The sequence below is a fragment of the Flavobacteriales bacterium genome, assembly GCA_016716605.1.
GTDB lineage: Bacteria > Bacteroidota > Bacteroidia > Flavobacteriales_F > PHOS-HE28 > PHOS-HE28.
In genome coordinates this window covers 2019864-2037892 of sequence record JADJWA010000001.1, presented here as the reverse complement: position 1 = coordinate 2037892, position 18029 = coordinate 2019864, and the positions used below count along the sequence as shown (strand labels likewise).

The 18029-nt window shown below is 61.6% G+C and carries 16 protein-coding genes; 3 read left to right on the top strand and 13 right to left on the bottom strand.

Annotated features, from left to right (window positions below):
• Window positions 1-3: 3 nt before the first annotated feature.
• The 3 genes from lptB to tatC are packed head-to-tail and all read right to left on the bottom strand — an operon-like array spanning window position 4 to window position 4096.
• Window positions 4-735 (bottom strand): LPS export ABC transporter ATP-binding protein, encoded by a 732-nt coding sequence (gene lptB, locus IPM12_08195; GenBank protein ID MBK9147783.1) that lies wholly within the window; start codon window positions 733-735, stop codon window positions 4-6.
• A complete protein-coding gene (locus tag IPM12_08190) occupies window positions 732-3224 on the bottom strand; it encodes a carboxypeptidase-like regulatory domain-containing protein (protein ID MBK9147782.1) in 2493 nt (830 codons plus the stop codon). The genes lptB and IPM12_08190 overlap by 4 nt, the downstream gene beginning before the upstream one ends.
• On the bottom strand, window positions 3221-4096 hold the full coding sequence (gene tatC / locus IPM12_08185) for a twin-arginine translocase subunit TatC (GenBank protein MBK9147781.1): 876 nt from the start codon (window positions 4094-4096) through the stop codon (window positions 3221-3223). Before tatC ends, IPM12_08190 begins: the two co-directional genes overlap by 4 nt.
• Before the next feature lie 156 nt (window positions 4097-4252).
• On the opposite strand from tatC, the gene recQ reads away from it, so the two are divergent.
• Window positions 4253-6445 (top strand): DNA helicase RecQ, encoded by a 2193-nt coding sequence (gene recQ / locus IPM12_08180; GenBank protein ID MBK9147780.1) that lies wholly within the window; start codon window positions 4253-4255, stop codon window positions 6443-6445.
• 98 nt (window positions 6446-6543) lie between these two features.
• A complete protein-coding gene (locus IPM12_08175) occupies window positions 6544-6879 on the top strand; it encodes a hypothetical protein (protein ID MBK9147779.1) in 336 nt (111 codons plus the stop codon).
• A 3-nt stretch (window positions 6880-6882) separates the two neighbouring features.
• Here IPM12_08175 and IPM12_08170 read toward each other — a convergent pair whose 3' ends face one another.
• The 3 genes from IPM12_08170 to IPM12_08160 are packed head-to-tail and all read right to left on the bottom strand — an operon-like array spanning window position 6883 to window position 11689.
• Complete coding sequence (locus IPM12_08170; GenBank protein ID MBK9147778.1) at window positions 6883-8091, bottom strand: amidohydrolase; 1209 nt, start codon at window positions 8089-8091, stop codon at window positions 6883-6885.
• Complete coding sequence (locus tag IPM12_08165) at window positions 8091-8465, bottom strand: sulfite exporter TauE/SafE family protein (protein MBK9147777.1); 375 nt, start codon at window positions 8463-8465, stop codon at window positions 8091-8093. Before IPM12_08165 ends, IPM12_08170 begins: the two co-directional genes overlap by 1 nt.
• Window positions 8465-11689 carry a PD40 domain-containing protein gene (locus tag IPM12_08160; protein MBK9147776.1) on the bottom strand — a complete coding sequence of 1075 codons (3225 nt, stop codon included), beginning with the start codon at window positions 11687-11689 and terminating at the stop codon, window positions 8465-8467. The genes IPM12_08165 and IPM12_08160 overlap by 1 nt, the downstream gene beginning before the upstream one ends.
• A gap of 94 nt (window positions 11690-11783) precedes the next feature.
• Between IPM12_08160 and IPM12_08155 the strand changes: the two genes are divergently transcribed.
• Window positions 11784-12419, top strand: coding sequence for an MBL fold metallo-hydrolase (locus IPM12_08155; GenBank protein ID MBK9147775.1), 636 nt, complete (start codon window positions 11784-11786; stop codon window positions 12417-12419).
• Window positions 12420-12478: 59 nt separating this feature from the next.
• Here IPM12_08155 and IPM12_08150 read toward each other — a convergent pair whose 3' ends face one another.
• The 7 genes from IPM12_08150 to IPM12_08120 all read right to left on the bottom strand — a co-directional run bounded on the left by IPM12_08150 (window position 12479) and on the right by IPM12_08120 (window position 18027).
• On the bottom strand, window positions 12479-13327 hold the full coding sequence (locus tag IPM12_08150) for a hypothetical protein (protein ID MBK9147774.1): 849 nt from the start codon (window positions 13325-13327) through the stop codon (window positions 12479-12481).
• Between the two features lie 101 nt (window positions 13328-13428).
• Window positions 13429-13707 (bottom strand): hypothetical protein, encoded by a 279-nt coding sequence (locus IPM12_08145; protein MBK9147773.1) that lies wholly within the window; start codon window positions 13705-13707, stop codon window positions 13429-13431.
• Window positions 13704-14072 carry a hypothetical protein gene (locus IPM12_08140; GenBank protein ID MBK9147772.1) on the bottom strand — a complete coding sequence of 123 codons (369 nt, stop codon included), beginning with the start codon at window positions 14070-14072 and terminating at the stop codon, window positions 13704-13706. The genes IPM12_08145 and IPM12_08140 overlap by 4 nt, the downstream gene beginning before the upstream one ends.
• A gap of 182 nt (window positions 14073-14254) precedes the next feature.
• Window positions 14255-14479, bottom strand: coding sequence for a hypothetical protein (locus IPM12_08135; GenBank protein MBK9147771.1), 225 nt, complete (start codon window positions 14477-14479; stop codon window positions 14255-14257).
• A gap of 10 nt (window positions 14480-14489) precedes the next feature.
• Window positions 14490-15836, bottom strand: coding sequence for an FAD-dependent monooxygenase (locus tag IPM12_08130; protein MBK9147770.1), 1347 nt, complete (start codon window positions 15834-15836; stop codon window positions 14490-14492).
• Entirely contained in the window at window positions 15833-17104 is a 1272-nt protein-coding gene (gene kynU / locus IPM12_08125; protein MBK9147769.1) for a kynureninase, read from the bottom strand. The genes IPM12_08130 and kynU overlap by 4 nt, the downstream gene beginning before the upstream one ends.
• 47 nt (window positions 17105-17151) lie before the next feature.
• On the bottom strand, window positions 17152-18027 hold the full coding sequence (locus tag IPM12_08120; GenBank protein ID MBK9147768.1) for a hypothetical protein: 876 nt from the start codon (window positions 18025-18027) through the stop codon (window positions 17152-17154).
• Window positions 18028-18029: the final 2 nt, after the last annotated feature.

Genomic DNA, 18029 nt, shown 5'->3' with positions numbered 1-18029 from the left:
TGATCAGCGTTTGCGGCGCAATTCAAAGTTCTTCCCCAGGTAGCGCAGGCGCACCTGCTCATCGCCCGCCAGCTCCTCGGCGGTGCCTTGGCGGAAGATGTTGCCCTCGATGAGCAGGTAGGCGCGGTCAGTGATCGAGAGCGTCTCGTTCACGTTGTGGTCCGTGATGAGCACGCCGATGTTGCGCTCCTTCAACTGCCACACGATGCTCTGGATGTCCTCCACGGCAATGGGGTCCACGCCGGCGAAGGGCTCATCGAGCAGGATGAAGCGCGGTTCGATGGCCAGCGCGCGAGCGATCTCGGTGCGCCGCCGCTCGCCGCCGCTGAGCACATCGCCCATGCTCTTGCGCACGTGCTTCAGGCTGAATTCGTCGAGCAGCTGCTCCAGTTTCATCTCCTGCTCGCGGCGGGTCTTGCCCGTCATCTCCAGGATCGCGCGGATGTTGTCCTCCACGCTGAGCTTGCGGAACACGCTGGCCTCCTGCGGCAGGTACCCGATGCCGAGCTTGGCGCGCTTGTACATGGCCAGGTCGGTGATCTCGGTATCGTCGAGCATCACGCGGCCACTGTTCGGCTTCACAAGCCCCACGATCATGTAGAAGGTGGTGGTCTTGCCCGCGCCGTTGGGGCCGAGCAGGCCCACGATCTCGCCTTGGCGCACCTCAACGCTGGCGCCGCCCACCACGGTGCGGCCCTTGTAGCGCTTGACGACGTTCTCAGTGCGCAGCATCAGAAGGTGACGTTCATGCGCACCCGGAAGGCCCAGGGCTTGGTATTCGCGTGATCCATGTAGGTGAGGCGACGCACCATGTCGAAGCGCAGCATCTTGAAGACATTCTCCACGCCAACGCTCACCTCAGCGAAGGGCCCGCCGCTCAGGTCGAAGGAGAAGGGCAGCAGAGCCATCTCACCCAGGTGCTTGCGGTCGAGAGCTCCCACCACGGCCTTGCCGCCCACCACCTCGCGCCATTTCAAGCGGCGGAAGAGCGGGATGCGGTTGAGGAAGAGGCCATCGAAGTGATGGTCGATGTAAATGCTGGCGTAGCGGTCGCTCACGAACTCGAAGAAGTTCATGGTGTTGAAGGCGAGCTCATCGAAGTAGAAGGTCTCGTTCCCGGCGTGGATGATGAGCAGCGGATAAGGGAGCGGCTCGCTGAAGACCTGACCGGCGTGCAGCCAATAGCGCAGGAAACCGAAGGTACCCATGGGTACGCGGTGGTATAGGCGCGCACTGAGCTTGGTGTAGTCGTAATCACCCCCGAGCACGCCCTGAAGGCCCTTGGCCACCATCACTTCCAAGGACGGATAACGGGTACCGAGGCTCACGCGCGTGAAATCGCCGGCTACGTATTTCTCCTTGTAGGCGAAGCGTGTGCTGAAGATGGCCTCGGTGGTGGTGATGCTGCTGAGCGCGAAAGGCTCATTGGCGTCGGAGAAGGTGATGTACTCCAGGGTGCCGCGCGGGAATAGCTGACGGCGGCGCAGCATGAGCAGGCTGTTGAAGCCCATGAACCATTCGCGGTCGAGGTAGGCGCGCCATTCATCGACCAGCGTGAGCTTGTTATTGGGCGTTCGGCGGAAAGTGCTGGAGAGGATGTTGTCCTGGCGGAAGGCGTCTGTGCTCTGACCGAGCTGCTCTAGGTCGAGCCGGTAGTAGAGGCCACCGATCAGTCGCGGATCCTTGGTGATGAATCCGCGGCCGCCCAAGCCGTACTTGAACACGCCATCGGTGGTGCCATATGCGGTGTAGCCCTCGAGTTCCACACGCCTGCTCCATTGGCTGCTTGTGCGCAGGCCGAGCCGGAACCGATTGCCTTCTACCGGGTTGAAGCTGTAGGTGGTGAAATACGGGCCGAGCTCCACATCACCCAGCGGGTAGTAGCCGGTGATCGCCGTGTTCACGATATCGATGTAGGTGCGGAAGCGGGGGATCTGCTTCATGGTATCCACCATGTGGTAGATGTCATTCTCCTTCTTCGATAGCTGCTCATGCCGATGGGTGTCCCAGAAATCGGCGCCAAGGCTCAGCGGCTCGATGGCCATCACGACCTCTTCGGCGCCCTCATACACCTGCGCATCCTTCAGCTCATTGATGGTGAAGTCACGGTAGCTCGCGGTACGCCGGCCATAAAGGCCCTGCACAGGATGCTTGTTGGGCTTGCCCGCATCGCGAACGATGTTGAGGTCCACCACCAACTCATCCTTGGAGAGCATCCATACCTCGGGCTTCACCTGATCGTATTCCTGCTTCACCCAGAAGCCCTGCACGAAGTTCAGGTTGGCCTTCTCCGGGATGCCGGCCTCGATGCGGCGCACCGCATAGGTGGTATCGTTGATCCACATGGTGCCCGCGAAGGCGAGCTCCTGCGGCCGCTTGGGCTTGAAGTCGAGGCGGTAGCACCAGAACTTGCCCACGAAGGCGCTATCGGTGAGGTAGTAGTCGTAGTAGCCCTTGCCGCCATCGGCGATGGGACTGATGAAGTTCCTGCCGAAGATGACCAGGAAGTTGTCGTAGATGTTCACGTTCTGGTACATGTCGCCCATGAACTGCGAGATGCTCTCATTCTCCATGCCGCTCACCTTGGTGCCGCGGATGAACTCCTTCCGGGCACGGGGCTTCTGGCGGTACACCACCTCGCTGAGGCTCTCGGTCATGAAGATCGGCAGGTAGGGCTTGGCGCCGGTGCTGTCGATGTTGTCGAAGATGAAGGCGAAGGGCCTGAAGATCCTCTTCTCGGTGAATTCCTTGCTGATGTTGTTCAGGTCGAACTCCACCTTGTTGTAGGCCTCGAAGCTGTAGGCCTCCAGCTTCTCGCGGTTGTTCGCAGGCTTGCTGCGGATTACACGGCGGAGGATCTCGAATGCGGGGTTCTCGCCGCTCGGCTTGATCACCACTTCTTCCAGCGCTGTGGCGCTCGGCTCCAGCTTCACATCGATCACCTGCGCCTTGTCCTTGCGCACCGGCATCATGCGCGGCACATAGCCGATGAAGGAGAAGAGCAGGCTGTCGGTGGCGTAGTAGGTGTCGATGCTGTATGCGCCGTCGATGTCGGTGGTGGTTCCCACGCGGCTGTCGCGGAAGAGGATGTTCACGCCGGGCAGGGTCTCGCCGGTTGCTGCGTCGGTGATGGTCCCGCTAACCTTGGTGCTCTGGGCGCGCGCGGCGGCGGCGCTGAGCAGCGCGAGCGCGAACATGGCCTGGTGAATTCGCAGCCGGATCATGCGTTGGCCAGCTTGGCTCCGGCCTGTCGCAGGCGGGCACGTTCGGTGCGGGCACTGATCAGAATGCCCAGTTCATAGAGCCCCATGAGCGGCCCTGCCACGATGATCTGGCTGATGATGTCGGGCGGCGTCAGGATCGCGGCGAGCACCAGCAGGCCCACGAATGCATGCTTCCGGTACTTGCGCAGGAAGGCGGGCCCCACGAGCCCGAGCTTCGAGAGCACATGCACCAGCAAGGGCAGTTCGAACACCAGGCCTGTCCACACGGTGACCTGCGTCATGATCCCAATGAAGCTCTCGAGGGCGAAATTGTTGGCCACGCTCGCGCTCACCTGGTAGGCTCCGAAGAACTGCACGGTGAGGGGCGCCAGCAGGAAGTAGCCGAAGAGCACGCCCAGCGCGAAGAGCAATGAGCCCGCTCCAACGAAGAGCCCTGAGGCGCGCCGCTCCTGCGAGCTCAAGCCCGGTGCGATGAAGCGCCAGAGCTCCCACAGGATGTAGGGGAATGCGATGATGAAGCCGCCCACGAAGGCCACGGTGAGATGGGTCATGAACTGGCCGCTCACCGGCAGGTTCTGCAAGGTGAACCCCAGGTCGGTGATGCACAACTCGGGCAGGCCCGCCCAAGTGCCGATGCGGCAGAACGCGCGGTAGGTGATGAATTGCGGGTCGCGAGCAGCCAGCACGACCTCCTCGAACACGAATCGCTTGAAGATGAAGGCCAGCACGAAACCCACGGCCACGGCAATGGCCGACCGCACCAGGGTCCATCGGAGCTCCTCCAGGTGCTCCAGGAAGGTCATTTCATTGCCAGCCCTTGCCAATCGCGGGGAAACGGCCCATGAGGCCCGGCCAAAGATAACCGGGGCCATTCGCCAACTCCTCGAAGGCAGCGCCAATTATCAACGCGCGGATCGGACGCACGTGCTTAACGAACGTTGGGATGGCATGGATTGTTGAATGATGCGGCCGCTGTACATTCGAGCGTTCAAAATAACGCGGTCGAGGCACCGGCCGCACTATTCATGATGATCAACATCGACCTGACGCCCAAAGCGGCGCTCGAGCAGTTCTTCGGCTTCAAGAAGTTCAAAGGCGAGCAAGAGGCCGTCGTCCAAAGCGTCCTCGATGGGCGCAACACCTTCGTGATCATGCCCACTGGTGGAGGCAAGAGCCTCTGCTACCAGCTTCCCGCCATCATGATGGAAGGGACCGCCATCGTGGTGAGCCCGCTGATCGCCCTGATGAAGAATCAAGTAGATGCCCTTCGCGGCTTCAGCGACCAGGAGGGCGTAGCGCATTTCCTCAACAGCTCCCTCACCCGGAACGAGGCCCTGCGCGTGCGCGAGGACATCGCCGCCGGGCGCACCAAGATCCTGTACGTGGCGCCGGAGAGCCTCACCAAGAAGGAGAACACGGAGTTCCTGCGCGACATCAAGATCAGCTTCTTCGCCATCGACGAAGCGCACTGCATCAGCGAATGGGGCCACGACTTCCGGCCGGAGTACCGCCGACTGCGGACCATCTTCAACGAAATCCAAGGAGTTCCAGTCATCGCCCTCACCGCCACGGCCACCGAGAAGGTGCAGGAAGACATCCTGAAGAACCTCGATATCCCCGATGCCGTGGTGTACAAGGCCAGCTTCAACCGGCCCAACCTCAACTACGAGATCCGCCCCAAGAAGGACGTGCAGCGTGAGATCATCCGCTTCATCAAGCAGAACGCCGGCAAGAGCGGCATCGTCTATTGCCTCAGCCGCAAGAAGGTGGAAGAGACCGCCCAGATGCTCAACGTCAACGGCATCAAGGCTCTTCCCTACCACGCCGGCATGGACGCCAGCCAGCGCGCCAGCCATCAGGACCAGTTCCTCATGGAGGATGTGGACGTGATCGTGGCCACCATTGCCTTCGGCATGGGCATCGACAAGCCCGATGTGCGCTTCGTGATCCACCACGACATCCCCAAGAGCCTCGAGAGCTATTACCAGGAGACCGGTCGCGCCGGACGCGATGGCGGCGAAGGCAAGTGCGTGGCCTTCTACAGCTACAAGGACATCGAGAAGCTCGAGAAGTTCCTGCAGGGCAAGCCCGTGGCCGAACAGGAGATCGGGCGCCAGCTGCTGGCCGATACCGTGAGCTTCGCCGAGACCAGCATGTGCCGCCGCCGGTTCCTTCTCTACTACTTCGGCGAAGTGTATGACAAGGACAACTGCAAGAGCTGCGACAACTGCCTGAACCCGCGCGAGCAGTTCGAGGCCAAGGACGACCTGGCCCTGGTGCTGCGCGCCGTGAAGGAGAGCAAAGAGCGCCACCGCTCCAAGTTCATCTGCGACCTGCTCACCGGCACCGAGACCAGTGAGATCAAGAACTACAAAGGCGATAAGCTCAAGGTCTATGGCGAAGGTGAGGGCGAAGGCAAGGACAACCACTACTGGATGGCCATCGTGCGCCAAGCCGTGGTGGGCGGCTTCCTGCACAAGGACATCGAGACCTACGGCAATCTGAGCCTCACCGAGACCGGCAAGAAGTTCATGGCCAAGCCCGTCTCCATCAAGTTCGTGAAGGAGCGCGACTACAGCGACTTCGAGGGCGGCGTGGACGACGAACCGATCGTGCGCGCGGGCGCTGCGGCCGATGAGAAGCTCATGGCCATGCTCAAGGACCTGCGCAAGCAGCAGGCGCACAAGTTGAAGCTGCAGCCCTGGGTGCTCTTCCAGGACCCCTCACTGGAGGAGATGACCATGCGCTATCCGATCACCATCGATGAGCTCACGCAGATCACCGGCGTAGGGCCCGGCAAGGCGCAGAAATTCGGGAAGCCCTTCGTGGACCTGATCGCCAAGTACGTTGACGAGAACGACATCGAACGCGAGGCCGAGGTTACCGTGCGGAACGTGGTGAACAAGAGCATGAATAAGGTGCATATCATCCAGAACATCGATAAGCGCATCCCGCTCGAATCCATCGCACGCAGCAAGAACCTGAGCATGCCCGCTTTCCTCACCGAGCTTGAGAGCATCGTGATGAGCGGCACCAGGCTCGACATCAACTACCAGCTCAACGACATCCTCGAGGCCGACTCGCAGCAGGACATCATGGACTACTTCCGCAACGCCGAGACGGACGACATCGAAGCCGCCCACCAGGAGTTCGAGGGCGACTACAGTGAGGAGGAGCTGCGCATGATGCGCCTGAAGTTCATGAGCGAGGTGGCCAATTGAGGGAGCTTTATGCTTCGCTCCGTTCGCAATGATCTTTTGAGTGCAGGGCAGGTTGGGGGTCGCAGGTTGAAGGCCAAACGAGCTCAAGCGATGCAAACATGAGCCCTGATGAACTCGGCCTCGTTGCCAAGCATGTGATGAAGCTGCTCGTTGAGCGGCGATTCGATGAATTGGAGGAGGCTTCGGGCGGCGCTGGCCTCAGTGGCGGCGACATCGAAGGCGCGGTGGACGACATCGGCGCTTCTCTCGTGATGCCCGCGGAGAACGTCTGGCGTGAGCTCAGGCCGCGAGCCGTGCGCAACGTGCCCGATGCCTACGAGCTCAGCCTGGACCTATGGACCAAGGGTGGTCGCTCCGGAAGCACCGTGGAACTCATGGTTCAGCTGCGGAACGCAAGTCCGGTGGTCGTGGTAGAGGACATCATCGTGGGGTAGGGCTCAGTCCCGCAGTTCCGCCAGCGCCCCCAACGCCATCATACCCGCCCCTATTACCAGCGCATCTTCATCCACATCGAAAGCCGCCGTGTGCAGGCCGCTCTGTGTGCCGGGCTTCGCGGGGTTGCCGGTGCCCAACCGGAAGAAGCAGCCGGGCATCACATGCGTGTAGTAGGCGAAGTCCTCAGCGCCCATGCGGATGTCCATGTCAACGACATTCTCCGCGCCAACGAGGCCAACGGCCACGCTACGCATCCGAGCGGTGAGCTCGGGATCGTTCTTCACCACGGGTGATCCCTTCACCAGCCGGAATTCGCATTCGCCGTTCATGCAGTGCGCCACTTCGCTCGCCACGCGCGGCAGCAACTGGTGCAGGCGCGCGCGCAGATCCTCGTTGAACGTGCGCAAGGTCCCGTCGATCCTCACGGTATCCGGAACGATGTTCGTCGCGCCGTCCGCGATCAGCTTGCCGAAGCTGATCACCATGGGCTCGCCTTTGGGCACGATGGAACGGGCCTCCTCGTAGAGCCTTGGCAGCAATGCAGCTGTGATGAGGATCGGATCCACGAGCTTGTCGCGCTGCGCGGCGTGCCCTCCCCGGCCCTTCACGTTGAGGTAAAGCTCATCGGCAGCGGCCATGAAAGGACCACTGCGGAAGCCGACCTTGCCCACGGGCAATTCGGGCGTGACGTGCTGCCCGATGATGCCTTGCGGCTTCGGATCGATGAGCACGCCTTCCTTCACCAGGAGCGAAGCGCCACCCGGCTCCTTTTCCTCGCCCGGCTGGAACACGAGCATCACGTTTCCGCTCCATTCGCTCCGCATCCGGTGCAATGCGATGCCCGCGCCGAGCACCATGGCGGTGTGCGCATCATGGCCGCAAGCATGCATCACGCCCGGATTCAACGAGCAGTAATCGGGTTTGCCCAGCTCAGTGATCGGCAGCGCATCCAGATCGGCGCGCAAGGCGATGCAACGATTGCTCGCAGACTTTTCTCCGCGCACAACGGCAATCAAGCCTGTTCCCTTCGCATCAGGCGAGAGCTTGGCAACCCCCGCGCGCACTTCCATGCCCTCCGCCTTTAGCACCTCGGCCACGAAGGCCGCCGTGCCGTGTTCTTGGAACGAGAGCTCCGGATGCTGGTGCAGGTGCCGGCGCCAGGCGATCATGTCCGCATGCAATGCGGCGATGGCCTTATCGATGTCGGGCATCACTTGCCGAGGATGAGCTTGATGGCCACGAAGAGCATCACCACGCCGAAGACGCGCTTCACGGTATCGGCTGGCAGCGACAGTGCGCCCTTGCTGCCGAAATAGCCGCCTGCGACGAAGGCCGCAGCGATGATGCCCACCACCTTCCAGTCGATCATGCCTTCCTTCCAGTAGTTGCGCACAGCCAGGAACACCACGGGCAGCATGAGCACCGCGAGGCTGGTGCCTTGGGCCTGGTGCTGATCGTAATGCAGGAGCCAGATGAGCGCCGGCACCATGATTATGCCGCCTCCCACGCCCACGAAGCCGCTTAGGATGCCCGCAAGCAGGCCGACGATGATGAGCAGGCCGATGGTCTGCGCGTCGAGCTGCATCAGATGTCGAGGCTGAGGGAGAAGTGGAACACGCGAGGCAGTCGAACGCCATCATCGATGCCCCAGGCCCAATCGGCGCGCACGAAGTAGCCGAGCAGCCGCGTCCGCAGGCCGAAGCCGTAGCTGGCGAGGATGGGCTCGCGGGTGCTGTTGAGCGTGATGGTGAGCGGATTGCGCTGGATAACGAGGCGATTGAAGCTGTTGTCCTCGGCGTAGGGGTCGCTGCCGGTCCAAGCCGAGCCGATATCGCTGAAGACCGCCACCTGCATGTGGTTGATGAAATCGGAGCGGATGGGACGGTTGAGCAGGTAGCGGAAGATGGGCACGCGCGCTTCGTTGTTGATCACGGCGAAGCTGGTGCCGTTGCGCGCATTGTAGAAGAAGCCGCGCATGGGGGTGCTCAGCGTCTGGTACTGGTAGTTCTGCGTGAAGTCGATGGGGATGCTGGGGTCGAAGCGCGCGAACATCCAGTTGTCCACGCCGCCGAGGAAGTGCAGGATGCGGCGGCTGCCCAGCGATGAGGCCCCGGCGATGCGGGAGACCCAGATCAAATCGCGGTGCAATCGCATGGAGTGGCGCAGATCGGTGCCCAGCACCTGCATGTCGCCCTTGCGCTCGGGGTGCTGGTAGTATTCACCGAAGACCTTCAGCTTCCAACCGGTCCAGAGGTTGAGTCCGCGCGGCATGGAGCTGTCGTAGATCCATTCGAGCTTGGCGCCGGCCATGTGGTCCACTTCGTTGGGTGTTGCGAGGCTGAGCGGGTCGATGCTCTGCTGCACGAAGCGGTCGTGGCGGTACATGATCGAGGCGCGCACGCTGGCGAGCTCGCTGAAGGGCCAGCTCAGCTGGTAGCGCACGTTATGCGAATGCACCTTCACGATGCCGTCGCGATTCAGGCCCTGGAAGGCCTGGCGCTGGAAGGAGATGCGCTTGTCGAGGCGGTGCTTGAGGTTCTCGTAGGCGAGCAGGTAGTCGTTGTTGTTCAGGTCGAGCGCGAGCCGGAAGCCCCCCACCACGCGGTGGTCCTCGAAGAGGTCGTGCGCGGCCATGCGCGTGAGCCCGCTAAGCCCGGGATTGATGCCGGCCTGGCCGGTGAAGGGCTGGTAGAACTGGTTGCTGTAGCTGTTGTCCACCTGCGTGACCACGCGGTCGATGGTGAAGTTGAGGTTGTAATTCCGCTGCTCGGGATAAGCGAAGGCCTTCTGGGCGCTGTCAGGTTGCGCTTCCGCGGGCCTCGGCTTTGATTGCGCCTGCGGCATGTTCGGTGCCTGGGCCCCGGGAACCTCATCGCTGAAGACATAGCGCCTCACATCGAAGCCTCCTTCGCCCTCGCCACGCGGATGCTGCGGCTTCACCTTCACCACCGCGCCTTGCTCGTCGGCGAGCGCTTGGGACGTGCCGCGGCGCTGCGCGGCTGCGGTGTCGATCGGCAGTCCGAAGGCGCTCATGCGGCCGCTCTCGTTCACGCGGCCCTGGTAGAACCTGTATTTGCCGCCGCTGAGCTGGAGCGCGGTGAGGCGGCCTCGGTCACTGCGGACAAATTGCTCGAGCAGGCCGCGCTTCAGGTCGGTGAGCCGTTCCTCCACCGTGAAGTAGCGGTAGTGGATCGTGGTGTCGATATGGCTGATGGTGCTGTCGTAACGCACGCGGAAGCGGTTGGCCACGCCGTCTTCATCGCTCAGGTAGGTGTAGCCCGTGCTGTCCAGCTGGAAGGGCTGCGATTCGCTGATGCCTGGCGTAGCGGTGAGCCGGGTGAGCACGGACCAACGGCGCTCCATGTCCAGGAGGAAGAGGTCCTTGTGGCCGCGCTTCGCCACGATGTCCTTCATCACGCGCAAGGTGTCGTCGGTGCGGTCGCTGCTGAAGATCACGCGGCGCCCGCCATCCACGAAGCGCGGCTCGAGGTCATCCCAGGGATCATCGGTGAGGGGATCGCTGCGGTTGGCCAGCACGTTGAACAAGTAGAGGTCGGTTCGGCCGGCGCGCACGCCGCTGAGCACCATGGTGCGGCCATCAGGGGCGTAGTCCATGCTCAGCACTTTCTCCAGCAGGAGCATGTCGCGCTCGGAGGTCTTGCGATCGTCGAGGGTGTAGGTGCGGAAGCGCAATTCGCCCTTGCGCTCCACCACGTAGCTGAGGGCCTTGCTGCTGGGGTGCCAGGCCAGCACCGGGTAGCTTCGATCGATGATCCGGTCGATCTTCTTCTCGCCCTTGATGATGCGGCTAGTCTTGCCTGTGGCGATCTCGCGCAACCACACCTTGTACTGGCCCATCTCATTGCTGGTCCATGCCAGCCAACGGCCATCCGGGCTCTGCTGGAGCTGCGCGTAATGGCGTTGGCGCTTGGTCCTGATGGGAATCTGCTCCAAGCTGTACTCCTGCCGGTAGCGGTCCTCCTCACCGAAGCGGCTGCGGTAATGCTCGAGGCATTCGGAGATCAAGGTCTTTAGCGAGACCCCCAGCACATAAAGGAACCCGCTCTCGGCGTTGCGGCTCACGCGGGTCATGTACAGGATGTTGGGGATCACCGCTGGGCCATACACCTCGGCCACATAGCGCCAGAGCATGTGCCCGGCCATGCGGGCATCCTCGCCCTCGAGCCGGTTGAACTTGTCGTAGCGCCCGCTCATCACGGCATCGCGCACGCGGTTGGCGGTGGCCGCATCCCAACGGCGGCCGTGGTAGCTGATGATGCCTTGCGTGTACCAGTCGGGCAGGGAGAGGAAGGTGCTGCTTCGCAGGATCTCGCGCCAGTTGCCGCCGAACATCATCTGATCGATGATCACGTGCGCAATGCCGGAGCGGATCTGCTGGTCGAGCAGCGAATGATCCCCCTCGAAGTACACGAAGATCTTGGTGCCCACGATGCGCGTGAGGCCGCCGATGTTGGTCTGGTCGGTCATGCCTTCGAGCCCGATGTTGCTCTGACGGAAATCAGTGAGCGAGTTGTACACGATGAATTGAAGGCGCTCGTCGATCGCGAAGTCGAAGGCGTTCTGAAGCTCCGCCAGATGGCGCTGAGCGGCCTGCGCGGTGAAGCGCGCGATGTCCCGCCCATCGGTGTAGAAGTACACCTCCATGTTCTGGAAGCGGTATTGCTGCCAGAAGAACTCCTGGAACTGCACCCGGTTCTTGCCATACTCCTGCTGCGTGCCCTGATAGAATTGAGCGCGCGCGCCGGTCGGCAGCACGGACAAAAGGAGGATGGCGATGACGTTTCGCACGATGATCGAACGGGCGGCTGAAGGTAGCACCTTTGCAAGCCTCGGCCCGTCCGCTCCTTGTGGCCGCGCTCCCGCGCAATCGCCCTTTCTACCAATGCTCAAAGTCCAGTCGTTCACTTTCAATCCATTCCAAGAGAACAGCTACGTGATCCACGATGGGGAGCGAGCCATCCTCATCGACCCCGGTTGCTGGAATACAGCCGAGGAGCGGGAGCTGAATGATTGGCTCTCCGTGAACAAACTCACCCCCGAGCGCCTGATCCTCACCCACGCGCACATCGACCACGTGCTAGGCTGCGCATGGGCGCATGACCGCTTCGGACTGCTGCCCGAACTTCACATGGCCGACCTTGAATTGCTTCGGCTCGCCCCCCGCCAGGGCCAGCTATACGGCGTGGCCTGCCAGGCCTCACCGGAGCCTGAGCGCTTCATCGCCGAAGGAGACATCGTCCGCATCGGTACCGATGAACTGCGCGTGCTCTTCGTGCCGGGTCACGCGCCGGGTCACATCGCCCTGTTCTCCGAGGCCGAGCGCTTCGTGGTCGCTGGCGATGCGCTCTTCCAAGGCAGCATCGGACGAACCGACCTTCCCGGCGGCGACTACGAAACACTCATCCGCAGCATCAAGGAACAGCTCTTCCCTTTAGGCGACGATGTGGTGGTGCATTGCGGGCATGGTCCGGACACCACGATCGGCAGGGAGCGGAGGATGAATCCATTCTTGCGCTGAACGAGAAGTGGCGGCGAGTTCCAACTTGTCGCTCGCGAACCCAAGGCTTGCCACTAATACTAGGGGTGGTAGCTGTCCGGCTTGTACACCTTCCGTCCGCGCTCGAGCTCGTTGTGCTTGATGGGCGGCGGGCAATCGAAACCGTTGCGGGCGCGCAGGAAGAGGAAGCGCACGCTGAGGATGAGCGGGCGGTACCGGCTGCTGAACCATTGCAACTGGCCGAAGCCCTGATCCTGCGGCACCACACTGAAGAAGGGCGTCTCTATGGCGGGGATCACGAGCATGCGGCCGGTGACCTTGAAGCCATAGCCCAGCTTCACATGCGCTTGAGCGATCACATCGGGCGGGAAGGCGTGCTTGTTGAGGAAGGGGTCGCCGGTGTGGGAATACTCGCTGCCCAAGCGCAAGTCGGCATTCGCGCCAAGGCTCAACTGAACGAACTGGTAATCGCCCGTGGGGAAGAACTTGTTGGCGTTGAAGGCAAGGGTGAGCAATCGCTCCGCGAAATAGCCTTCACCAGCCAACGGTGCGATGGTATCGCCGCGAAGCAGCGTGCCGGTGTACGATTCAGCGCCCCGGAGATTCTTGTAGGCCACACCGAGGTCGAGGTAGTCGATGATCACCGGATCGCGCGTGTACCACGTGGCGCCTGCTTCGAGGTAGAGGCCCAGCTTGCCGCTCGGATCGTAGGTGGCCATGTAGCGGAGGCTGTCATCCCGGAAGACCTCCTCCTCTGTGTTCTTGAAGCGAGGCAGCGTGTAGGTGATGCCCGGCCCCACGAACCAGCCGATGCGCTTGGCCTGCCCATTGAGCGGGATGAGGTCCGGGCGGCGGCGGCTCATGGGCTGGGCGAGCAGCTCCAGCACAGTGGCCTGTGATAGCAGGATGAGGAGCGCGATGCGAAGCATGGACGAAGGTGGCACGGTGCGCTGCGGAAGAACGCGCTAAGAGGCGCGAAAGTGTGAACGCGGGGGTGTGGGGATCATCCTTTCATGCGCCGAGGATGCTGTCACGCATCGAAAATGTCCGAGACCTGAATCGTTCCACGTACCACCCGATAGATGACCTTGAACTTCCCCGCAATCGCTCTTCTGTATCGAATGCCATCCTCTGGAATCGCGAGGAGATCCTCATAGGCGCCGTAGCCAGGGTGATCGCCGATGTATCGAAGAATTGTCTTCACTTCTGCGACACGCTTGGCAACTTCACGGCGCGTCATGTATGTCCGATAGATCGACAGCGACTCGCGGAAGCGCCGCATCGCCTCCGGCGAAACGATCACCTTCATTTCTGCGCGCGCTTCGTGTCGGCGATTGGTGCTCGCTTGGAACGCGCTTTAGCCTTCTTGTTCGTGACTGGGAACAACTCATCCAGCGCGGAATCCATCTGCTTCTCGAACCGGCTCAATGGAATACCCTTGCCAGCGGCGAACTCACGCTCGGAAACTGCCACTGCATCACGCATGCTGCTCGCCGTTGAAGCGGCACCCGCTGACTTAGCCTTTGCTGCAACCGGTTTGCCATAAGCAGCAACGGGCTCGGATACAACAGTCGCATCCTCCGTCAGTATCCGATATGCCAGCTCCAGTTTGCATGCATCTTGCTCCTTATCGATCAAAGCCTTGATCTTCATCTTGAGCGCGGCGGTGGTCATGGCAACCTAGGTTGTCCAAATGTATGGACGCGCAAATAGGAACTCAGATAAGGCGCATCACCGGCCAGAAGGCGATGCAGACAAGCACGAGGAAAGCAGGCGCAAGCCAGGCAATGACCTTCCAGTTTCGCGCGACGTTTTCCCGGATTTCCCGAAGCTCCGCGTATGAATACACGTCCGGCCTAGTCGCCGGGTCGGGAAAGCGGTAGAACCACGCTGGGAGAATGAAAAAAACCGTACTTCATCTCTCCCCAAGTCACTCGCTTGCTGATGCTTCCTTCACTTTCCAACTGCTTCACATACCTCCGGAACATGCGCTTTTGCACTTCAGTATCGCGCACCATCAAGAGTAGTATCGCCCCAACAAAGAGCGCCACCACCAGCGATAGACCGTGAATCCAATTCATGATACCAAGGTCAGGCCTTGAACTCAAACAACCCCAACGCCACTTTCTCCACCTCCTCGCTCTCCCATTTCTCCTCGATGCCCGGCATCGCCAGCACCTGCTCCATGATGCGATCATGTCGTAGGCCTTCATCCCATGCTGTCTTGTAGCCGATGTCGCTGAACTTCACCTGGCTGTAGAGCGGGAGCCACTTGTCCGGATGCTTCGCTTGCAGGTGGCCTTCGATCTTCTTGCGCAAGATGAACTTCGGGTCGGCGACCAGGTCGCGCATCTCCACGAAATTGCGCAGCGAGAGGTCCGCGATGGCGTCGCCGTTGGGCTTGCGAGCCTTGTGGTAAGCGTCGAGAACGGTCCCCCAGTTGTCGTCGCCGTGCTGGTTGAGCAGGTCGTTGAGCACCTTGCAATCCTCGTAGCCCGCGTTCATGCCTTCGCCATAGAAGGGCACGATGGCGTGCGCGGCATCGCCGATCAGCGCCACCTTGTCCTTGTATGTCCATGGCGAGCAGCGGATGATGGCCAGGTTGCTCTGCGGGTTGCGGAAGTACTGCTCGGCGAGATCGGGCAGCATGGGGATGGCATCGCGGAAGTGTTCCTCGAAGAAGCGCTTCAGGTCGTCCTCGCCCTTGATGCGGTCGAAGGAGTATTCGCCCTCGTGCGGCATGAAGAGCGTCCCCGTGAATCCGCCGTCGGTGTTGGCGAGGCCCATCATCATGAACCAGCGGCGCGGCCAGATGTGCAGGCAATGCGGATCCATGCGCGGCGTGCCATCCGCATTCGGCGCGAAGGCGATCTCCTTGTAATCGTGCTCGATGTAGGTCTGGCTGAAGGTGAAGCGGTGCTTCATGAATTCCTGTCGCACCGCGCTGGGCGCGCCATCGCTACCGAAGACCACATCAGCAGACACAGCGCTCGCTTCGCCCGTGGCCTCGTTGTGGAAGGTGCAGGTGCCCGTCTCGAGATTCACGCTGGTGCAGCGGTGCTCGAAATGGAGCTTCACGTTGGGGAATCTCTCCGCTTCGCTGAGCATCACCTTGTTCAACTCGCCGCGGCTCACGCTGTGGATGGCGCGCTCGTCGATGCTGTAGGGCAGTCGCGTGAGCTTGCCGTCGTGGTCGTGCGTCATGCGGGCATGCACGGGCACCACGATGCGCTCAACGGCCCCATGCACACCGGCGGCCTTCAACGCGGTCCATCCGCGGTGGCTCACCACCAGGTTGATGCTTCGACCCGCATACACGTTGCTCTTGCGCGGATCGGCCCTCCGCTCGAACACGTTGACCTTGTGCCCGCGCTTGGCCAGGAACACGGCCAGGAGGCTGCCGACCAATCCTCCGCCGACGATGGTGATGTTCTTCATGAAAGCGCCGCTTTGAGGATCTGTCCGAACCGCCACACGTCCTCGAACGAATTGTACATCGGCACCGGTGCGACTCGAATGACATTGGGCTCGCGCCAATCGGCCACCACGCCCTTCGCGCTGATGGCGTGGAACAGGTCCTTCCCCTTGCCGTGCGCCACGATGCTCAATTGGCAGCCGCGCTGCGCGATATCGCTCGGGGTGATGATCTCCAGATGCGCGCCAGCGCTCCTCGCGGCTTCGCCGATCACGAACGCCAAGTAGCCGGTGAGCCGTTCGCTCTTCATCCGCAGGTTCACGATGCCCGCGCGATCGAATTGCTCCAGCGCCGTGCGATGCACCGCCATGCTGAAGACCGGCGCATTGCTCACCTGCCACGCCTCAGCGGTATTCATGGGCTTGAAGGTGCGCTCCATCTTGAACCGCTCGTGCTTGTCGTGGCCCCACCAACCGGCGAACATCGGGAGGCCTTTGCCGTGATGCATTTCATGCACGAACGCGCCACCAACGCTTCCCGGACCACTGTTCAGGTACTTGTAGGTGCACCATGCGGCGAAGTCAACGTTCCACTCATTCAGCTTCAGATGCAGATTGCCGGCTGCGTGCGCGAGGTCGTATCCAGCGTATGCGCCAACAGCGTGAGCGGCCTTTGCGATCGCCGCCATATCGAATGCTTGTCCTGTGTAGAAGTTGACGCCACCGAAGCAAACGAGCGCGAGTTCATCGCCCAACTCATTGATGCGCGCGATGATGTCCTCGGAGCGCACCGTGTATTCACCGGCACGCGGCTGCACTTCGATCAGGTCGGTATCGGGATCACCGCCGTGAAAAGCAATCTGTGATGCGAAGGCGTACGTGTCGCTCGGGAACGGGCGCTGCTCGGTGAGGATCTTCTTCCGGCTCCCTTTAGGCTGGTAGAAGCTCACCAAGAGGAAGTGCAGGTTGCTGGTGAGCTGGTTCATCACCACCACTTCGCTCTCCTTCGCGCCGACAAGACGCGCCGTCATCGCTGTGAGTTCCTCGTGGTAGCTGTACCACGGGTGCTTGGCCTTCATGTGGCCCTCAACGCCGAAAATGGCCCAATCATCAAGCTCTTGCTTCAGCGAGCCGGCCGCGCCTTTGGGCTGCAACCCGAGCGAGTTGCCGGTGAAGTAGATGACGGGCTGGCCATCCTTCAGCGGGAAGTGGAACTCATCGCGGAAGGCGCGCAGCGGATCGGAAGCGTCCTGCGCGCGGGCGAATTCGAGCGTGTTCTGGAAATCGTTCATGCAGGCTGCCAAATTAGGATCCGAGGGTGCGCGGCTGCTGATGCGCGTCAGAGCGTGCCTCCAAGCAGGGCCAGCAGGGGGATGAGTGCGATGGAAGCATCCAACAGGAGCCAATGGGACCAATGACGCGAGGTCGTCGACCGCATGATCAGGAAGCCAGGCATAACAAGGCCGATGAGCGGAAGCACCAAGGACCAATCCGTTTCGGGCCGTGCATCGATGGGGTGTGGGTAACCGGAAAATGACAGGCTCACCAAGAGCATCATCGTCAGCGGCATCAGCAACATCAGAGCGAGCACTCGCGCAGTGCGGGGCCCGAGCAGCTGCGGCAGTGTGCGAAGGCTGGGGTAATCAACTGCCGCATCGCGGCAATCGAAGGCGATGGCGATGGCCCAATAGAAACCGATGAAAACCGGGATGAGGATCGGCTCCAAGTTGAACTTGTGGCTGGAGGAGGCCAGCAGCACCGTGCCCGCCGCCCACACCCAGGCCACGACCAAGGATTTCAAGCCGGGCACGGAGCGCAGGCCGATGGCCCGGCCACCCATGCGAAGCGGGGTGACATAGAGCAGCGCCGGCAGGATCACCGGCCACAGGTGGACGAGCGCTTCAATCAACTCATCAAGCAAGAGGATCAGCGCCAACAAGGCGCCCACCACTGCCATTGCGCCCATCGCTTTCGCATTGCTCCGGAACCAAACGAAAAGCGGCACCTCACTCAGTGCATCATCCTTCGCTCGAATCAAACGCGCGAGGCCATAAAAGGCCAACGTCGCGAAGAAGGCCGCCGCGCTTCGACTCCAAGAACCGTCTCCGGACCACTCCACACCGATCCACCACACTTGCAATGCAGCGCCCAGCGCCAGCACCACATGCCCATAGACCATGAACCGAAGCACCGGGTTCTTGATCTCGGGTTCCATGG

Coding starts and splice junctions, on each gene's coding strand:
- IPM12_08135 (MBK9147771.1), bottom strand. CDS start 14,479: ATGAATTGGATTCACGGTCTATCGCTGGTGGTGGCGCTCTTTGTTGGG.
- IPM12_08130 (MBK9147770.1), bottom strand. CDS start 15,836: ATGAAGAACATCACCATCGTCGGCGGAGGATTGGTCGGCAGCCTCCTG.
- IPM12_08120 (MBK9147768.1), bottom strand. CDS start 18,027: ATGGAACCCGAGATCAAGAACCCGGTGCTTCGGTTCATGGTCTATGGG.
- IPM12_08145 (MBK9147773.1), bottom strand. CDS start 13,707: ATGAAGGTGATCGTTTCGCCGGAGGCGATGCGGCGCTTCCGCGAGTCG.
- IPM12_08190 (MBK9147782.1), bottom strand. CDS start 3,224: ATGATCCGGCTGCGAATTCACCAGGCCATGTTCGCGCTCGCGCTGCTC.
- IPM12_08150 (MBK9147774.1), bottom strand. CDS start 13,327: ATGCTTCGCATCGCGCTCCTCATCCTGCTATCACAGGCCACTGTGCTG.
- IPM12_08165 (MBK9147777.1), bottom strand. CDS start 8,465: ATGCAGCTCGACGCGCAGACCATCGGCCTGCTCATCATCGTCGGCCTG.
- IPM12_08140 (MBK9147772.1), bottom strand. CDS start 14,072: ATGACCACCGCCGCGCTCAAGATGAAGATCAAGGCTTTGATCGATAAG.
- kynU (MBK9147769.1), bottom strand. CDS start 17,104: ATGAACGATTTCCAGAACACGCTCGAATTCGCCCGCGCGCAGGACGCT.
- IPM12_08170 (MBK9147778.1), bottom strand. CDS start 8,091: ATGCCCGACATCGATAAGGCCATCGCCGCATTGCATGCGGACATGATC.
- recQ (MBK9147780.1), top strand. CDS start 4,253: ATGATCAACATCGACCTGACGCCCAAAGCGGCGCTCGAGCAGTTCTTC.
- IPM12_08175 (MBK9147779.1), top strand. CDS start 6,544: ATGAGCCCTGATGAACTCGGCCTCGTTGCCAAGCATGTGATGAAGCTG.
- IPM12_08155 (MBK9147775.1), top strand. CDS start 11,784: ATGCTCAAAGTCCAGTCGTTCACTTTCAATCCATTCCAAGAGAACAGC.
- tatC (MBK9147781.1), bottom strand. CDS start 4,096: ATGGCCCCGGTTATCTTTGGCCGGGCCTCATGGGCCGTTTCCCCGCGA.